This window comes from uncultured Kordia sp. (genome assembly GCF_947496985.1).
GTDB lineage: Bacteria > Bacteroidota > Bacteroidia > Flavobacteriales > Flavobacteriaceae > Kordia.
Genome location: NZ_CANMEZ010000001.1, coordinates 1015816 through 1033942, shown reverse-complemented (window position 1 = coordinate 1033942; position 18127 = coordinate 1015816). Strand labels below are relative to the sequence as shown.

General features: G+C 29.7%; 16 protein-coding genes. 8 read left to right on the top strand and 8 right to left on the bottom strand.

The window, feature by feature from the left end:
- Nucleotides 1–221: 221 nt before the first annotated feature.
- The 7 genes from Q0828_RS04680 to Q0828_RS04650 all read left to right on the top strand — a co-directional run bounded on the left by Q0828_RS04680 (nucleotide 222) and on the right by Q0828_RS04650 (nucleotide 8260).
- A complete protein-coding gene (locus Q0828_RS04680; protein WP_298418112.1) occupies nucleotides 222–1097 on the top strand; it encodes a LytTR family DNA-binding domain-containing protein in 876 nt (291 codons plus the stop codon).
- Between the two features lie 127 nt (nucleotides 1098–1224).
- On the top strand, nucleotides 1225–2385 hold the full coding sequence (locus Q0828_RS04675; RefSeq protein ID WP_298418111.1) for an aspartyl protease family protein: 1161 nt from the start codon (nucleotides 1225–1227) through the stop codon (nucleotides 2383–2385).
- Between the two features lie 8 nt (nucleotides 2386–2393).
- Nucleotides 2394–3419 (top strand): alpha/beta hydrolase, encoded by a 1026-nt coding sequence (locus Q0828_RS04670; RefSeq protein WP_298418109.1) that lies wholly within the window; start codon nucleotides 2394–2396, stop codon nucleotides 3417–3419.
- A gap of 354 nt (nucleotides 3420–3773) precedes the next feature.
- Entirely contained in the window at nucleotides 3774–5087 is a 1314-nt protein-coding gene (locus tag Q0828_RS04665; RefSeq protein WP_298418107.1) for a tyrosine-type recombinase/integrase, read from the top strand.
- 1054 nt (nucleotides 5088–6141) lie between these two features.
- On the top strand, nucleotides 6142–6321 hold the full coding sequence (locus Q0828_RS04660) for a hypothetical protein (protein ID WP_298418106.1): 180 nt from the start codon (nucleotides 6142–6144) through the stop codon (nucleotides 6319–6321).
- A 2-nt stretch (nucleotides 6322–6323) separates the two neighbouring features.
- Nucleotides 6324–7610: a hypothetical protein gene (locus Q0828_RS04655; protein ID WP_298418104.1), complete on the top strand. Its 1287-nt coding sequence runs from the start codon at nucleotides 6324–6326 to the stop codon at nucleotides 7608–7610.
- A gap of 422 nt (nucleotides 7611–8032) precedes the next feature.
- Entirely contained in the window at nucleotides 8033–8260 is a 228-nt protein-coding gene (locus Q0828_RS04650) for a hypothetical protein (RefSeq protein WP_298418102.1), read from the top strand.
- A 1290-nt stretch (nucleotides 8261–9550) separates the two neighbouring features.
- On the opposite strand, the gene Q0828_RS04645 is transcribed toward Q0828_RS04650, so the two are convergent.
- From Q0828_RS04645 to Q0828_RS04635, 3 genes are read right to left on the bottom strand one after another with little or no spacing between them, the layout of a single operon-like run.
- Nucleotides 9551–12229, bottom strand: a complete 2679-nt coding sequence (locus Q0828_RS04645) for a carboxypeptidase-like regulatory domain-containing protein (RefSeq protein WP_298418100.1) — start codon at nucleotides 12227–12229, stop codon at nucleotides 9551–9553.
- A 3-nt stretch (nucleotides 12230–12232) separates the two neighbouring features.
- Complete coding sequence (locus Q0828_RS04640) at nucleotides 12233–12976, bottom strand: GLPGLI family protein (protein ID WP_298418098.1); 744 nt, start codon at nucleotides 12974–12976, stop codon at nucleotides 12233–12235.
- Between the two features lie 52 nt (nucleotides 12977–13028).
- Nucleotides 13029–13277 carry a hypothetical protein gene (locus Q0828_RS04635; RefSeq protein WP_298418097.1) on the bottom strand — a complete coding sequence of 83 codons (249 nt, stop codon included), beginning with the start codon at nucleotides 13275–13277 and terminating at the stop codon, nucleotides 13029–13031.
- Nucleotides 13278–13673: 396 nt separating this feature from the next.
- On the opposite strand from Q0828_RS04635, the gene Q0828_RS04630 reads away from it, so the two are divergent.
- On the top strand, nucleotides 13674–14114 hold the full coding sequence (locus Q0828_RS04630) for a hypothetical protein (protein WP_298418096.1): 441 nt from the start codon (nucleotides 13674–13676) through the stop codon (nucleotides 14112–14114).
- 3 nt (nucleotides 14115–14117) lie between these two features.
- Here Q0828_RS04630 and Q0828_RS04625 read toward each other — a convergent pair whose 3' ends face one another.
- The 5 genes from Q0828_RS04625 to Q0828_RS04605 form a co-directional block, all read right to left on the bottom strand.
- The gene (locus tag Q0828_RS04625; protein WP_298418095.1) at nucleotides 14118–14312 is read right to left on the bottom strand and encodes a hypothetical protein; all 195 of its coding nucleotides are present in this window, start codon (nucleotides 14310–14312) and stop codon (nucleotides 14118–14120) included.
- Nucleotides 14313–14327: 15 nt separating this feature from the next.
- Nucleotides 14328–14942, bottom strand: a complete 615-nt coding sequence (locus Q0828_RS04620; protein ID WP_298418094.1) for a hypothetical protein — start codon at nucleotides 14940–14942, stop codon at nucleotides 14328–14330.
- Nucleotides 14905–15045 carry a hypothetical protein gene (locus Q0828_RS04615; RefSeq protein WP_298418093.1) on the bottom strand — a complete coding sequence of 47 codons (141 nt, stop codon included), beginning with the start codon at nucleotides 15043–15045 and terminating at the stop codon, nucleotides 14905–14907. The genes Q0828_RS04620 and Q0828_RS04615 overlap by 38 nt, the downstream gene beginning before the upstream one ends.
- A 512-nt stretch (nucleotides 15046–15557) precedes the next feature.
- Nucleotides 15558–17105: a hypothetical protein gene (locus tag Q0828_RS04610; RefSeq protein WP_298418092.1), complete on the bottom strand. Its 1548-nt coding sequence runs from the start codon at nucleotides 17103–17105 to the stop codon at nucleotides 15558–15560.
- A gap of 183 nt (nucleotides 17106–17288) precedes the next feature.
- On the bottom strand, nucleotides 17289–17963 hold the full coding sequence (locus Q0828_RS04605; protein WP_298418091.1) for a hypothetical protein: 675 nt from the start codon (nucleotides 17961–17963) through the stop codon (nucleotides 17289–17291).
- Nucleotides 17964–18127: the final 164 nt, after the last annotated feature.

The following is an 18127-nucleotide window of genomic DNA, read 5'->3' as shown; positions in this document are numbered from 1 at the left end:
ATTTTGTATTTCTAAAACTAAATTCTTAATCATTTAGTATACAGAAGGGTAAAAATACATTTCTTTTTGAAAAAATTAATAAAAAGGCGTGTAAAATGTTGATTTTGACTTTTAGCTACACTCCTTTAACCATTGGTATTTTAGCCACTCATAGCGCACTTTTATATTTAAAAGTTAACATTTGAGTTTTATCCTATTTTCTTCGCTAACTTTACACTGTTATGCTTACTTTTCTTCAAAAACCTCATCCATTTATTTTTAACAGGTATAGTATTGTCATTCCTGGCGCAGCTACTTTTTTGATTATTGTGCTGTTAGCACCTTTTGTATTTGGTGAGATTGAAATTTTCCCAAGAAGTTTTTACGCCTTAGTAATTGCCTTGTTCGTAGCCGCAAGCATTTTTACAGGTGTGAAGTTATTACAAAAGCTATTTCCTTCTTTTATGAAAGAAGATGTTTGGACTGTTGGACGTGAAATTTTGCTTTTTTTGATGATTACTTTTTTGATCGTTTTGATCATTTTTGTTTGTCTATATTTTTTACATACCGGACACGATTCTTTTGTGCAACTTTTTGCAAAAACTGCCTTTTTCACATGTTGTATCAGTATTTTCCCCATTGTTATTTTGGTATTGTTTGAACAATTTAGGCAACAAAAAATACAGTTAAACCGCGCACAAACATTGACACAGTTATTGAAAGCGGAAAATGAAAAATTACTACTAGAAACACAAAAAACAAGTATTTCCAATCCGTTATTTCAATTAAAAGAAGAGAATGGAAAAGTAGCATTGTTAGTACACGCTCCGGAGATTATCTGTTTACAATCCGACGGGAATTATGTTGAAGTTTTTTTTGAAGAGAATCAAATTATCACCAAAAAACTCATTCGAAATCGATTAAAAAATCTGGAAGAACAATTGCCAAAAACGATTTTTTTTAGATGCCATAATCGCTTTTTGATTAATGGAAATTGTATTGTTACTATTGAAGGCAACGCACGAAATTTAGAACTTACCTTACGCGGAATCGATTTTAAAGTACCTGTTTCACGAAGCAAAGCAACCCTGATTTCTGATTTTTTACAGTCCTTGTAAAAGTTACTTACGGCATTTTATCACAAATACATCCCAAACACACCAAAGCACACGTACGAAAGACGTATTCACGTTTATAGCTGCAATTTTGTGGTTTTCGGATAATAAATATTTAAAATAGAAAGCTTTGAAGAAGTATATTATTTTCAGTGTTATTTTTTTAGTTTTTCATACGAATTGCGATACCGCAAAGCAATTGCAATTAGAAGCAAATGCAGATGTGAAATTTTCCAGAAAAACACATCGTATTCCTTTTGAATATAGAAAGGATTTGATTTTGGTAAAAGCACAGTTGCAAGGAAGCAATTTTAAGAATACGTTTATTTTTGATACAGGCGCTTTTAATAGTAAGATTGAATATGAGTTAGCAGAATCGCTTGGGCTTGCTACAGCATCAAAGCAATCTAATGGAACAGCGCAAGGCATTCGGAGAATGATTGAAATGACTGTTATAGATTCTGTTCTGTTTGACGAGTTAACTTTTTATGGAATTTCCGCAGGAAAACTGAAATACGATTCAAAGTCATACAGTCTGTGTTTGGCTCCTGACGGAATTATTGGCGCCAACCTTATTAAATTGGCAAATTGGAAAGTGGATTACAAACGCAAAGAGTTAGTCGTTTTTGAAGATGCGTTTCAGTTTGATGAACAATTACCAAAACATAGTGTTAATTTTTACACGTCTTTTTTGTCGGGCATTCCAAAAATTGATGTTGAAATTGAAGGCGTTGTGATTAAAGATGTGTTGTTTGATTTGGGTTATAATGGCGGATTGGTTATTCCTAAAAAATATGCTTCTAAGTTTTCAAATATAGCTTCTAAAACATTTGTAGATCAATCGACTTCGGGTATTTACGGAAGCAATCGTGATACGTTGATTGTAAAAGATTTACAAGTAAAAATTTCAGATTTTAGCACTAAAATTCCTGTACAATTTTCATCGCTTGATAAAGCTTTATTGGGAAATGATTTTTTAGAACATTTTACGTTGTATATAGATTATACGAACGAAAAAATAATTTTACAACCTACTGAAGTCGTTCATATTGAAAAAGAGAAACCATTTATTCCGGGTATTTTAAATGATTCCCTTTGGGTTGTAAATCGCTGTAAAACCAATGAACAACTAAAAATTGGAGACACATTACGTAGTATTAATGGTTTGACACCAAAAGAGGTTTTTGATTCGCATTGCGATTATTTTCTGAATTTGACCACCTTTTTACAGAAAGACACACTCGTGTTAGAGACACTGGATTATCAAAATTTTTACTTCACTTTAAAATAAATCAAAAAATGAAATGTATTCGAGTATTTTTTATATTGATTTTTATCAGTCAATTTATTTATGCGCAAAAAGTAAAAGACTTTTTTTATACAATACCTGAAACTAAAGAGCTTCCTGTTTTCGTTAGAGGAAACATACGAAACCAAAAAATTTTATTATTTGTACAAGGTGGATCAGCCGAAAATGGCATTGATTTTGGACGATCTAATTATCCAAAATGGAAGAAAACTCTGGAGAAAAATGTTGCTATTGCCTATTTTGATCAACGTGGCTTAAATAAATCTATTACGAAGATTGATACTAGCAAAATTAATCCTATACAAGTTTCAAAAGATATTTTACTAATTGCCAAAAAATTACACAAAACCTATAACGCAGAAATTTACTTGTTTGGTCATAGTACTGGCGGACAAAATGTATTGGATTGTTTGGCTACATTTCCCAAAGAAGCTAGTTTTATAAAAGCTGGAATTGCCTTTAATGCACCTATTACCACTGATTTTTCTCCTGAACGCTATACAACATATAGGCCTTTGTATTTAAAGAATTTAGCCCATCATTTTATTGCAAAAGATACAAATACTGCATATTGGGAAAAGGCACTGCATTGGATGACTGCAACCGATTCCATACATACGCCTGAGATTTCACGACAATGGAATAGCTATGTCGATCGTGCTTATAACCCCAAGAAACGAAGTATTGGATTGGGAATGGTGCTAAGCGTTATTTTTTCACGCCCGTATAATCCTATCAAGTATTTGAATCAAAAAGATAATGATTTGGTTGGTGATTTACTATGGAAAGCAGATCGTAATTTGAATCGTTGGGAATTACTCCCGAAAATTCAACATCCTTTACTATTACTTACAGGGCAATTTGATGCAATTGCTGTTCCCGAAGAGCTAGAAGTTGCACAAAAACTGATTCCAAATTCAGAATTAATAATTTTACCCAATTGCGGACATAGTCCTTTTTTTGACCAACCAAAATTGTTTGAAAAAGCTGTGTTATCGTTTATCGGAGTTGAATGAGTAAACCGTATTTATACGCTATAAGAATTTGTTTCGCGTTAAGGACATTTCGACTGCGCTCAATGTGACAAGTAAAAATAAAAGAAATGTCACTTTTACAGAGGTATTTCTCGTTTTATTCGTCTTACGAATGCTTCAGTTCTACTCAGTATGATGCATACTCGTTTGTACGCATTAAGGATAGCAGCATTTGTTTGAGCTCTTCATGATTGGAATTCCTATATACGCAGGAATGATAAAACAGGAAAGCGAGTGCGGATAGCTATACCTATTGACTTTTTGAGTTAAATGTATGAAAATGGCTTCAATCCCAGTATTCGTCTGTGTTTTTCTTATTTTGAAAACACAAATTTTATGTATAATTTTAATGATATTTTACAAAACGAATACGTTATCGAATACAGTTTGAAAGGAAAGAAAGATTATTCAGAACCGAAAATTTATGATGCAGGAGGAGATTTAAACAAACGTTGGTACGTTTATTATTCCTATCGTGATCCCAAAACTAACAAGTTAAAAAGACAGCCACCAATCTACAAAGGTGCTAATCGCTTTAAAACTAAAGCTGAACGCTATGAGATACTCATGGCGTATAAACAAGCTTTGAAGAAATTACTTTCTAAAGGATACAGTCCTTATGAGAATTTTAAAGTGACTGACGCCAAAATAGAAAAGGAGCAAAAAGAAGCCTCCAAAGAAAATAATTCAGCTTTCAAAGCAACTAACTATACGACTATTAAAGCATTGGAATTTGCTGTTGAACAAAAAGAGGCATATTGGTCTGACCGCGCTAAAATCACTATTAATGGACATTACAAGAGATTTGTAAAATGGTTAAGAGAAAATGAGCTAGATACGGTTGACATTAAAAAGTTAAAACGTCGCGAAATTGCTGTTTTTCTAAATTCATTGAAGAAATATAATAAGCAACGAGAATTAACGGATGAACCTGTACGTGCAAAAACAAGAAATAGCTACCGAACTTCCTTATCACTTTTATTCAATCAATTGGTAAGTGATGACATCTTGGAATACAATCCTGTAAAGGCTATTCAAAAGCTTAAAGAGAATCCTAAAGCACATAAAGCGTATACAGATGAGCAAGTTGTACAAATGCGCGAGTATATGGATCAAAATGATCCGTATTTGAGAAAGTTTACGCAATTCATTGCGTATGCTTTTTTAAGAAATGTAGAAGTATGCAGATTAAGGGTAAAGGATATTGATCTTAAAAATAGAAGATTGTATGTTCAAACCAAAACAGAAGCACAAGAAGTAGTTCCTATTATTGGTAATCTTGCTAAGGTGATTGAGCAAATGGAGCTTCATAAATATGAGCCTAATGATTTTGTCTTTACCAATAAGGAACAATGTGGAGAATGGAGTACCACTGAAAAAGCAAAAACATATTTCTTTTACCGCAGATATGCTGATATGAAAGAAGCTTTGAAACTTGATGAAGATCAGACCTTATATTCTTTTAAGCATACTGCGGCATCCAATTTATACAAATCACTAGCTTCCGAAGGAAAAGCAGACGAACAAGTCCTTACCGAACTGATGAGCTTTACAAGACATAAAACCAAATCACAGCTTCGCAAATATTTAAGAGGTATTGGAGCTTCGTTGGCAAAAGATTATTCTAATAAATACACGATTGACTTTTAAATCCAAGACATAAAAAAGGGCGTTCGATAAAATCATAACTATGGTTGTCATTACTTTTAAAAGCATGGCGCTCTTTTTTTATTTCAATCAACTCATCACTTAGCGGTAAGCTTTTTAAAACAACTTATTGCTTAGCGATGAGTTGTTTTTATTTGTATTAAAATGAATGAAAAGTAATTTTCTTTTAGCAGTTCCAAATTCTCTTTAAGTTGTTCAGTTTTTCAATCCAATTTCTCAAAACTAGCGTTTTGTAACTTTTTTACATACTAATTCACAACGAAAAACATCAGAAAAAGATTATTATTCATTGTTTTTTTGATGCACATCAAAACTTTTTTTCAAAAAAAATAAAATTCTTCTGTTTTTTTGAAGAGTTTTATGCTAAAAATCATCGTTTAGGAGTCAAAAAATAGTCTTTGGGATTTTTATTTTTAGTTTCTTAAATATAAGGTGTTGATTTTTAATCGTTTAAATGAATTTAAAAAAAAACGCAACTAAAAAAGGGTAAAAAGTACACCAAAAGTATCCAAAACTTTGTCCAAACTATGACCAAAGTTTTATCAAACTTTAATGAAAATTTTAACAAAACTTACATAAAATTTGTTACAACTTTCAGTAAATAAGAGAGTTACATTTTTAAAAAATCTTTGTTTTTCAAATGCTACGCTAGTTTTTAAAAGAAAAATTAATTAGATTTACTACACATCAAAAATGATATACGTATCATTCTATGGCGATTTGATTTAGAGATTAAATGCTCATAGTTCAGAACTCGTTTTATAAACCTTTTAAAAAGAACAGGAAGTCGTAAAGAAACAAAATTGTAGAACCGAACAATCATATTGATTGCAAAAAAATAGTCAGCATTCCATAGAAGACATAAAGAAGTAACCAATATTCAATCAGATACATCTAGCTGATTAATCTTAGATGTAAGTATCTCAGACATATTTTAAAAATGCGAAGTTGCCTTTTTGAGCGACCAAGGATTCTTTTGTCCAAAATTATAGAAATCGCTGTTCATTAATTCTACACAAATTATGTAATAATTTAATTGAAAGCAGAAACAGTATATAACGTCATTCAAGCATTAAACTCAGAAGAAAAGCTGAGATTATATGCTATGCTTGACTTACCTAAAGTTTCTGTCGTAAAGCGTAAAATAAAAAAAGAAAAACTCATCTCTGTGGCTTCGGCAATGGATGATTTGTTAGTCAATACTTTTAATAAATAATAATGAGCATCATTCATTTTTCAACTGTTTTTAAAGCGCTTGATGTTTTTGTAGAAAAACACAATGCTTTTTCTGATGATCTTTCAAGTCGTTTGCGTCAACCTGTGATTGCAACAGCTAGAGAGATTATTAGAATTTATGGTGCTTCATTATTTAAAGCTAGTAAAAAAGCTAGTTTTGATACTGCTTCTATTCCTCCCTTAGCAACAAATAACGTACAGTTGGCGAAGATTTCTCACACAAGTACCAGAACTATTAAAAGACATCTAAAAAAGCTTTTAAAAGCCAATGTTATCATCGAGAAAATTAATTATGGTCGTAAGGCAAATTATGAACTTTATTTAAACCCTAAAATACTGTTGATAAACAGTGAAAAAGCTGTCAATAAGCAACCAAATCAAAAAGAAAATAAAAAACTAAAAAAGACTGATAATCAGTTTTTTAAAAAAGATTATTGGACAACTTGTCCCCAAACAGACGCTAGTAACAATAGTTACATAAATAATATATTAATAGCAGTTGATAACAAAATGAACATTGATCGTAGCTTAAGTTATAGGTCTTCCAAAGTTGAAGCTTTGGCTGGTAACAATTTTACAGGATACGTAGAGAAGGAAGGCGGTAAAAGAATAAAAGAGCCACTTTCGCAAGGCACACCAGGCGCGCGAAATTTGAAGCGTACTAACGATGTAGAGAAGGAAGGAGAACTCCCTGAAGTTAAAACACAGGCAAAAGACATAGATTCAAGGCTTGAAGCTTCGGGGATTCCCTTTCTTAATTCGTATGTTGATATTTTGTGGGAACTCGCTAAAAAGAAATTATACAAAGAGGTTTGCTTGACTGAAAATGTGGAGAAAAAGACCAAAGAGTTATTGTATTTGTGGTATCAGCCTGTAAAAAAACAACATTTAGATAAAGTTCACAATGTCTACATGAAACGTATTGAATTAGTCCAGAAGTATCTTGCCAAAGATTCCAAGAATAGATTCGTTCAATTACCGCATTTGTATTTCGACACAAAAAATAAAAATGGATTTGCAGGAACTAAAGTTTGGTATGAAGACCATATACGCAGTAAGCAGAAAATAAGATTAAAATTAATTACTCATGCACAAATTCGTCGTTTTTTAAATAATGAGCAAAAAAATACTATAAATCAAAAGCCACGTTTGGCATTATTTAAAGATTGTGAAAAACGAATTCAACAACTTGGAAAACCTGTATTGCTTAATCAATTTTACACAGCAGTTTTAAATGAAAAAAATAAGACTGTCTTCATATCTGAATAGTTTTTAATCGAAATAGCTTTTATGAAATTTCAAAGCCTAAAAATGACTGATTCAAGTGTTCCCTATAAGTTCCCAAAGAGTGACTCAGAAGTGACCAGAAGTTGACTTAAAATACTTTTTAAAATTCAAATTACTGATTATTTGAGTTTTAAGCGCTTACGATTTGGTAAACAAGTTTGGTGGGTCACCTTTTATTCAAAAACCGTTGAACTCATCATTGGTATTGTAAAAATCTTCTAAAGCTTATATCCTAAATTTGTAATTGGATATTTTTGACTCCTTTCAAATTGTTCAAGTTACAAAGGTTAACAAATGATTTTTAACAGCTTCTATCCATCTTTGCTTTATAACGGAATTTAGAGATTCTTAAAGATGGTGCTTTGCTCTCCTTAAATTATTTATTAATTATAAAACTTCATTCAATGAGAAGAAAAGAAAAATCAATAAAAGAGAAACTCGATTTAGATTCGATAAAATCAGAAATAAAACCCATTATAAACACAAAAGAAATTTTAAAGCATCCAGCGACTAAAATTATTATTACAGGAATTGTTGTTTACGGATTTTTAAGAGTTTCAAAATATTATGTAAGTGCCTTTAGCGGATTAGTGAAAGCTGTACGGGATGCGAAAAGCAACCTTAACGGATGACTTGTTTATTTATAAATTTCTTAAACACTATTTTATGTTTTTATGGAAGACAAAATTTAAGCAAGATCGAGTAATTTTTTGAACTTAATTTTCTTAAAGATTCGCACGGCAACATCTTTTTTTTAAAAAATAAATTGAATTCATTTTTTTAAAAAATTACGCCTTTTTAGAAAAAAAAGATAAAAATTAAAAAAAAATCATCTTTTTAAAAAAGTAAAAGCGGTTTTACTTTTTACGGTAAAAATAAAACCACTTTGATTTTTGATTTATTAATTGACTATATATCAATATTTTAGATATTTTTAAAAATAAACCGAAAAAATAAAAGCAAAAAATAAACATTAAAAACAATGTTTTTTTTAAATAAACATTGTTAAAAATAATTTATTCACGTTTTTCTAAATGTTTCATCAAAAAGTGAAATATATTATTAAGCTATAAACTTTAGAAAATTAGATGTGTTTTTCCACAAAAAAATTGATGTTATGATTTATTAATTTTCCTTGAAATCTAGTCTTTCAAAAACGCATGCCAGTTTTCACTCCACTTAAAGTATTACTTTAAGGTTTTTTTTGCTCTATTTTGAATAGGCTCAACATTGAATTCGTTTGAAAAGATGTATTGAAAATTTTGAAGCATCTAATTACATAAATGATTTTCTATAGGTGTAAATATTTATGGATTCGTTTATGTCTCCAGAAATTTTATGAATGCCTTTGCTGAACATAATTTCTAAACAGTAATACGATCAAAAAAGCTTCAATCATTACAATTGAAGCTTTCGGGTAAAAGAATAATTCTAGTTTTACGATAATTTAGGGTTTCTAGGTAAATTATTCTGTTTATCTATAGTATATGTAGAATCCAATAATGGTTATGAGTACCACAAAACAAGCACATGAGCAAAACCCAATTATAAACCATCTGAAACGTTCTAATTTTTTTAAAGACATTATTTATTTAAATTTGTTAGAGTGGCAAGGCGATGAGTATTAAGCCTCTCGTATATCGCCTTGCACTAAACAACAAAGTTCAATGAAAACTTCGTTAATAATACGTCAAGAGTAATTAGCACTAAAGTTGGTAAAAGTGCTTTTTAGTAGAAACTTAAATTGAAAAAATGATACTATTCTTGACGTGTTAATTTTAGTTTTTATTCGTCATTAAAACGAGTCACATATTTTTTTATGTAAGGGAACAACCAAAAAATTGATATGCAAAATGTTATTATTCCTAACATATAAAAAACTGTCTCTACTATTCCAAGTATATAATCCATCATCATATCTTTTAGAGTTTATATGAGATTTTTAATAATAATATTCTAGGTTGAATAAACGTTCTTTCGTCTGATACTACGATGTTACTAAATGAGTTTCGTTGTCTAAAGTCTACACCAAATAAATTTGACGCTGATATCTCAAAACCCCAAGCGCTGTTATCTTTTTGGTAGAATAAAGAACTGTTAGCTACATCAAAAGTATTTGTATTGTTCAAAGTCGTATTTTGAAATTCTTCACGTTTGTAATCAACTTTGAAAATAAAGTCATTCAGAAAATCATAACTAAGATTGATATTGAATACGTCATTTTCAAACTTTGCATTTGTATTCGCTTTGTAACTTGAAAATGTTTTATTGTAACCAATACCAATGTTTGGGTAGTCTTTAAATCGTGTACTTATTCCGCCACCTACTGTATAATTATTTGAAGTATTTTCTATCAATTCATCATTTACGGACGTAAAGAAATTGGAAAATGAAAGATTTGTTTTTGCTGATAGTTTTACTTTTCCATATCCTTTCTTCAACGAACCTCTAACATTTACATATTCATCAACCGCATCCAATAGTATTGGTGTTAAAATATTATCAATTCCTTGTATAACATTTGCCGTTTTTAAATTTCGGGTACTCTTGCGATAGTTTACAGATAAGTTGTATTGAATATTTTTAAACATACTGAAACGATAGTAGCTAATACGTGCGTTGTGGTATAACTCATTTCCTAGCGTTTCGTCTCCTCTGTATATGTTATTGAAATTTGTAAGCGTGAAACGATTTGCAAATTGTGTAACAGTAGGGAAACGTGTCTGCAAGCTATAATTGAAGCTTAATATCTTTGAGCTGTTAAATTCAACTTTTGTAGTAAATTTTGGAAGCAAAACTGCCTTTGATTTATTGCTACGTTCTGTAAACTGCTCAATACCCCAAAAGAAATTATGATATGTTAAACTTGGTTTTATGGTTACGATTCCGCTTTTGAACTTATAATCGACACCAAAATAAATATCGTTGAAATTTACCCTTGATTGATTCCCGAAATTACTATCTGTAAAATCGTTTGTTGTACCATCTTGTAACCGTTGGAAATCAAAAGTAGAATAGTTATCATTTACCACATTTGCACCCGTAGTGAAATATAAATGGTTCAATTTATTTAAAACGTAGTAGTATTTTCCAACAACTTTAAAAGATTGTGTTTTGCGGAGTTTATTACTGTTGATGTCTAAAATAGCTTCATCTTCAATCGGAAGTAAACCATTTAAAAATGATTGATCAGTTTGCCAATTGGTTTTAGGTTGTGATCTATTAAAGTTATAATTTAAAACAACACTAATTGTATTTTTTTGATTGAATTGTTTGTGAAGTTCTACGCTTTCACGAAACGAAAAATCGTCAATACGTTCGTTTTGATTAATCGAAGAATTTATAAAACTTGATTCCGTTAAAATATTTCCCTGTATGGTGTTTTTTGACGCTTTTATGTTTGTTTCAAAAAGTAACTCCGTGTTTTCATCTGGAGCGTAACTAAACGCAAATTTCCCAATTCCAAACTTATTTGTGTTGTCAAATTCATTTCTTCTGTTTTCAATAAGGTTGTCACTCGCTATATAGTTGTTAGTAGTTGTAGTGAGTGTTTGAAGCTTGTCGTTTGATAAAATACTATATCCTGTTAAAGATAATTTGTTGTTGAAATCATGGGAAATATTTAATGCGTTGAATTGATTGGTATTTTCTACAAAGTTTTGATTATCCAAAAATCTTGTAAAGTCATTATCAAATAATGACAAATAGGATTCGGTATCAGAAAAGAGTTTGCTAATTCCACCATTGAAATCTAAGTAGTCTTTGAATGTAAACGACTTCTTTCCTGTATTGTTAAAGTCCGTTATCATGTTTAGTGATGTTTTAGGACTGTAATAGTAAATCTTAGGATTCAAAATATAACGTTCTTTAATACCCATAGCGGTTTCTATATCTCCAAAAACAAACTTTTTTTTGTCCTCTTTCAGTTTGACATTCATAACCATTTCATCACTATCTTCTAAGCCTTTTAAAAAGGCAACATCTGAATAATTGTCAAGCACTTCAATTTTATCAACTACATCAGCAGGAATATTGTTCACTGCAAGCTTACTATCGCCTGTAAAAAATTGCTTATTCTCAACAAGTACACGAGAAACCTTTTTCCCCTTTATAGTTACATTTCCCTGTTTGTCAACTTCAACAGTTGGCAAGTTCTTTAAAATGTCTCTCAACTTGCGTTCGTCTCCTGTTTTAAAAGCGTCCACTTTAAAAGACATTGTATCTTTTTTTATAACCACAGGCGGTGTATAGTTTAGCGTTACTTCTCCTAAAGACTCAGTATCTTTTTTTAATAAAACAGCTATCGTTTTAGATTCAATAGCTTTGTACGTGATCTCCTGTGGAACATACCCAAGATAGCTAATAGTTATTTTATACGTTTCATCCTTTTCAAGCTTCAACTCAAAATATCCTTTATTGTTGGATATTGAAAACTTCATTGCACTATCGCCTTGCGGTTCTGCTATGATGTTCGCATTTGACAATATTATATTAGTAGTATCTTCCTTTATTGTTCCCGACAATTTTATATTCTGACACAAAACATTCTGAAAGAATCCTAAAAGTATTATCAAATAAACAATTGAATACTTTTTAAACATTAATTAGTTTTTTTTATCTGATATTATAATACCATTCATTTTTTCAATTTGTCTTTTGTATTCCTCTTCTGTGATTTTTTCACCTTTTAGAATAGGAATTTCAACTTCTTCTTCACTTAAAAAATTTATTTTATAGACATAAAAAGTGAAATGTGAATCTTGCAGTTCTAATATTAAGCCTGGTAAATTATTAAAGTCTTTAATTCCAAAATTTACAGGAATTTGAGGTGCATACCAAGCAACAATATTGAATGTAAATTTTTTAGCAGGATTAATGATTGTTTTTGTTTTATATGCCTTGTAACATTTGTATTTACCAATCATTTTACTCTCTTTGGTAAGTGTCCAATCCGATGAAGAAAGAGTATTTGACGTAACTAAAAATCGTTCTCCAAAAGAGTCCGTTTGTCTAAAAACAGTCTTATTTTGAAGATCCGTTAAATAATTGCCACCTCCAACAACAATTTTTGCGTGGCTGTGTCCCATAGGAGACACATCATTTTCTAAAACTTCATCTATATAAAAATATGATTTTTTATCCTTAAACTTTAAATTAAATGTTATGCCTTTGGATTGTCGCATAAGTTCATCATTAAGCTTATCGAATTCATTTTTTTTCTTTGTTGAATCTCTTTGATTTTGAATAAACTTATATACTATGTGACCAGCAACATTTTCATTAGATTGAGAATAGAGAACAGAATTAAATAAGCAACAAATAATAAGTAATAGATATATTTTTTTCATCATAGTTATTTTTAATACAAGGCTACCATTAAAGGTAGCCTTTTCATTTTGTTTAGTTAGCATCCAATATTTCTTGCATTGTGTAACCTTCACATAATGCGTAAGCTGCATTCATGTGAAATGTAGCTGCTTCAATTGAATACCCTGCATTAAGTGATTGGTGCATGACGATATACGCTCTATCTTCACACTCCTCAGAAGTTTCAACTTCAATAATTTCTTCTTCTAATAATGAAGCACTAAAACTCATCGTAGAAAACATCAATAATAGCACCAAAGATGCTGAAAATAATTTTTTCATTTTGTAAATAATTAAATTAATTGCCTACTCTTTGAAATGGTTTTCGGCATTCCCATAAATTACTGCAACACAATTTTTTGAGAATTAGGAGGAATTTCACTATTTACAACCATGAAACTATAACTATGAAAAAAAATGAAAATTGCATTTAGGTAAGAGTATTCTTCCCCTTTTTTGAGGGGATTATTCCCTTTTTTAAAATTATAATAAGTAAACACAATCTTTAAATTTTAGTATCTTGCTAGGCTAATACTAATTAAATATTTATGAAATTTTAAGACTGTGAATAAACAACTCTTTAGGTATTAACATGAAAAGCAAAGAATGTACCCATCACAGCCTTATATATATAAATATCTATACAAATATAGATATTTATCTCAATAATTACAAAATATGGAGCGATTTTACTCTAAAATAAAATCAAGAATACTTAAACACATTGAAGATAAAGGAATTAGCAAGCGTCAATTTTATATTGAGACTGGTATTTCTAATGGTGTTTTAGATAAAAAAACAGGCTTAACTGAATTGAATATCGAAAAATATCTCAATACTTATGAAGAAATTAATCCTACTTGGCTTCTAACAGGTAAGGGAAATATGTATACTGATAATAGAAATGAAACTAATGATATTGAACAGGGAAGTGATTTTAGCTTGTCTTTACTAAACGCATTGGTAAATGATGAAAAAATCAGAAAAGCTTTGAAATTGATAATAGGCAAAGAGATAAACGATTTTATTACAACCAAATCCTTGGATAAGTTAAACAACACAGAAGCTTCGGAAAGTTTAGAAAAAAATGAAATTAAAAATACAGAAGATAAAAGTTAAAGTTTACTTTTTCTTGTTTTTTAAAATTGAGGAAGCCAAACGTGCAATTTTTTTAACTTCTTCATAGTTGGTTTCTTTAGTAGTCAATCTTTTCATCTCCACTTCAATAAACCATTGAAGCGTTTCAGATTCTTTGAATTCAGATTCTAACTTTTTGAGAAGTTCATTTTTGATATTTTCTAATTCTTCATCGTTCATCACAAAGACAGAAATTTAATCTTTATTAATTTCATTTACAATTTCTTGAATAGTGACATTTATATCTTCTCCTGTTACATCAATTAAAGCTTTGTAAGTTATCGTTTCTTCCTTCGATGGCATTATTGAAGCTATATCGCTAATTCTTTTAGAATCACCTTGTAATACTTTAATATTTCTAGCTATATTAGAAAGCCTTACTGCATTTTTTGTTGTTCTTTTAATAAAAAGTATAAATAAATAGCTTATCAAAAGTGATAGAATGATAATTGATGTGTAATAGTAAAATTCATCAAAGTCATTTCTTGCCCACAACGACCAAGTAATATAATAAATTGATATTGACATAAGCATAAATGAAATAAATATCATTATTTTTCTAAACAAGGCTATATGGATAAATAATGATGAGAAATAGGTAGCAACGCTACTTATAAATAAAGTAATTGGAACACCTATTGCATAGAAAAACATTCGTGCATTGTAATAACCAAAGACTTTTACTTCTGAACTTTTATCTAAAAAAATATGAATGAAAGGTGCTGTGAAACCAATTACAGCACCAATCAAGATAATAATGATAGTTAATTTGTTACCTATCGTCTGGGTGTTGGATTTTTTCTTTGTCAATGGCTTCAATTGTGTTGTTATCTTCTTCGTTTAAAGCTTCGGGATTACAACTTGTCAAATTCATAAATAAAAGTCCTAATACTAATAATGATAATTTTTTCATGTTAATACTTTTTAGATTAATTATTACTTACCTGTAAAGTAATAATAATCATAAAGTATTTATAGATTCAAATCATTAAATTTCAGTATTTTAAAACTATTATTCCACTAATTTTTAAGTCAAATAATTACCAATTACAAAGTTAGAATTAAGACATTCTAAAGAATATAGTAAAACCGTAAAATATCTATGGTTTAAGTTTTGAAGTGAATTGTGTAAAATAAAAATGATTTCCTTACGGTTTTCCGTAATGGTTATAAAAAAAAGAGTTACGTTAGTAAAAGTAAATATTGTTATGCTAATTTTGTTTACTGTACTACAGGTTTTCCGTATTCTATGTATAAAGAAAGTTGATCCATTAAAAGTATTAACAAACCTGTCTGTATAGGAAAATATATCTTGAAAGTTTAATAGGCTAGAATTAAAGAAATTTGTATCACGCTCTTGCATAGTCTTAGTGACCAGCTTTTAAGATGTATGGGTATTATATGTGCTTATTGTGTGCTATTTTTTTATGATTCAATTCTTTTTCTTTCTTTGAAATCTAATAATAGAAGCACGACCATTAAAATTATCATCAAGATATTAATCCATCCCGTAAATTTAGATTGTTCAATCTGTAGAAATACATCAGGTAAAATCAACTTGCCTCCAGTTAGAAGTATTAAATTTGGTATAAAGTTGGTTGTGACAAACGTAGCAAGAACAGACCAAAACGCACGCATATATCTTTTTTTTGGGTCTTTAGTTAATAGATATAAAAAAACAAGTATAGCAGCAATCGTAGGTATTTGAAATTGAATTGATATTACGGGTAGAATGTAAACAAAAACTCCAATAAATAAACCTCCAATTAATGATTTAAAACCCCAATATGTATTGTATCTGCTTCTTCTGGAATTTAAATTATTTTTTAACCATTTCTCGTAATCTACTTTTTCCTTTTTCCATAATTCATTTAATCCTATTCGGAAATTTTGATAAGCTTTACGAGTAAGTTCTCTTTTCTTCTTTTGTTGTTTAGCCAATTCAGCCTCTTTTAGTTTAAGTTTTAATTCTCCAACGTAAGAAGTAAAGAGTGCTAGAGCTATCTGTGATTCTCTTGACTTTCTTGCCGAATTACTACTATAAACTCCAATGATTATACTTAATAATATTCCAATTGAAACAAGTTTCATCAAATTTTCGTCCACAATAAATAGTGAATAAATACATATTCCCAAGACTGTGGTAAAAAAGAAAATATTGGAAGCTAGTGTTAATTTATGATGAAACTTTCTGTTTCTTTTTAAATCAGCTTCAACTTCTTTAAGTCCTAATTCATCGTTTGAAAAAATGAATTCTGTTATTCCTGGAGGCGCTGGAAACGATATTTCTGGATTTGCAATTAAGTCTGGGTCTGATTTTCTATCAATATTAGATGAACTTAGATTCTTATTTTCTCCTAACATTTTGTGGATTTTCGACTTAATATCTTTATGCTCAGAAGCATTCTTTGGTTTAATTTTATCCCATGAGATATCATTACCACTATCAACAATTGAAGGTATTAAGGCAGATACTTTATTGATTCGCATTCTCAGTAGAAAAAGAATAAAAATGCCTAGCACTAAAAATATCATCATATTAGGATTCTCTATCAAAAAATGAAATCCAAATTGAACAACTAAAACAATTATCCAAATAAGAGCAATACAAGACGAAATAGCAATAATAATTTCTATTATGAAAAATATTTCTTTACATATAGAAGATTTATTCTCTTTATTCTTTTCTTCATATTCCTTTAATACTCTTTTTTTATGCTCCTCTAACTCTTTTTTAGATTCAAAATCTTCTTGTTGGTTCAAGTAAATTAATGCTATTTGCAAAAATGAAATTTCCTCATCCGAATTAAAGACTTCTCTTTTTTTTAGTGAGCTTTCCCATCTTTTTCCTATCACTTTATTAATAGATTTGAGCATAGCTTCAAACGCAGATATTCTTCTGTTATGTCTACCAACAAAACTTACAACAAGTTGGAACAAGATTGTTAATATGAATATTTGAAAAAACTCCATTTTATAATTGATATTAGTTTTCTAATTTGAAATATTGGTTCTTTTCTTTATGGTTGTACAAAAGATTTAGGCGATTAAGTAACATAAAAATCTCAGTAAAACATTGAATTAGATAAAAACCAAAAGTCTTAATTTTAACACCATGACTTATTTTATGCATACATTTTTACCGCTAGTTAATTATTAAAACCCTAATGCCTCTAGCACTTCGGATTTTGGCAACTCCTTACTTAAAACATTGTCAATCCAAATTCCAGATTTATATGTTCCATCTTTAAAATATAGTATTCCATATCCGTCCCACTCAGCTTGTTTATATTCACCAACATATTTTACGATGTCAACATAATTATTTTTCTCAAGAGGATTGTTTTTGGGGTAATGACTTATTCCAAACCCATCCTGTTTACTGTTTTTCCAAGAGCCATTGTAGATTGTACCATCATCATGAAGCAAAGTACCAATACCTGAACGACTGTTTTCTTTCCATTGTCCAAAATATATTGCTTTTCCAAACCAGACATAAATTCCATATCCATTCCTTTTATCATTTCTATATTGTCCAGAAAAAAGTCCTCTTCCTTGAGAATATTTATATGTACCAAAGCCACTTTTATTTTTTTTACTATCTACTTGTCCACTATACCAAGTACCATCATCGTATTCCCAATTAACGAGGTTATTTTGCTTGAAATTTGAAGAACTAAAAGACGAATCCCAAGAACTAGAATTTTGCTGTTTAGTTTGCTGATTTTGGTAATATGCATCAGCTCGTCTTTGTTGTTCTTTAGTTTGTCCTAAAACCGTTAGCATTCCAATTATTATAAATGTAATTGATAAGATTAATGCTTTTTTCATAATGTCAAATTTTATTGGTTAATTTTATTTTCAACTTAAAGGCTAGAAAAACAAGTGATAAAGAAGCATAAAATTTTCAGCAAAGCATTGAATTAGATACACACCAAAAGTCCTTATTTTACTACTACAAAATATTTTATATATACATTGTCACCGTCAATTAC

What these genes read in the sequence shown, in the direction of transcription:
- Q0828_RS04680 (WP_298418112.1), top strand. Translation starts at nt 222, where the DNA reads ATGCTTACTTTTCTTCAAAAACCTCATCCATTTATTTTTAACAGGTAT.
- Q0828_RS04615 (WP_298418093.1), bottom strand. Translation starts at nt 15,045, where the DNA reads ATGAAAAAATTATCATTATTAGTATTAGGACTTTTATTTATGAATTTG.
- Q0828_RS04605 (WP_298418091.1), bottom strand. Translation starts at nt 17,963, where the DNA reads ATGAAAAAAGCATTAATCTTATCAATTACATTTATAATAATTGGAATG.
- Q0828_RS04670 (WP_298418109.1), top strand. Translation starts at nt 2,394, where the DNA reads ATGAAATGTATTCGAGTATTTTTTATATTGATTTTTATCAGTCAATTT.
- Q0828_RS04645 (WP_298418100.1), bottom strand. Translation starts at nt 12,229, where the DNA reads ATGTTTAAAAAGTATTCAATTGTTTATTTGATAATACTTTTAGGATTC.
- Q0828_RS04665 (WP_298418107.1), top strand. Translation starts at nt 3,774, where the DNA reads ATGTATAATTTTAATGATATTTTACAAAACGAATACGTTATCGAATAC.
- Q0828_RS04625 (WP_298418095.1), bottom strand. Translation starts at nt 14,312, where the DNA reads ATGAACGATGAAGAATTAGAAAATATCAAAAATGAACTTCTCAAAAAG.
- Q0828_RS04640 (WP_298418098.1), bottom strand. Translation starts at nt 12,976, where the DNA reads ATGAAAAAAATATATCTATTACTTATTATTTGTTGCTTATTTAATTCT.
- Q0828_RS04610 (WP_298418092.1), bottom strand. Translation starts at nt 17,105, where the DNA reads ATGGAGTTTTTTCAAATATTCATATTAACAATCTTGTTCCAACTTGTT.
- Q0828_RS04650 (WP_298418102.1), top strand. Translation starts at nt 8,033, where the DNA reads ATGAGAAGAAAAGAAAAATCAATAAAAGAGAAACTCGATTTAGATTCG.
- Q0828_RS04630 (WP_298418096.1), top strand. Translation starts at nt 13,674, where the DNA reads ATGGAGCGATTTTACTCTAAAATAAAATCAAGAATACTTAAACACATT.
- Q0828_RS04655 (WP_298418104.1), top strand. Translation starts at nt 6,324, where the DNA reads ATGAGCATCATTCATTTTTCAACTGTTTTTAAAGCGCTTGATGTTTTT.
- Q0828_RS04635 (WP_298418097.1), bottom strand. Translation starts at nt 13,277, where the DNA reads ATGAAAAAATTATTTTCAGCATCTTTGGTGCTATTATTGATGTTTTCT.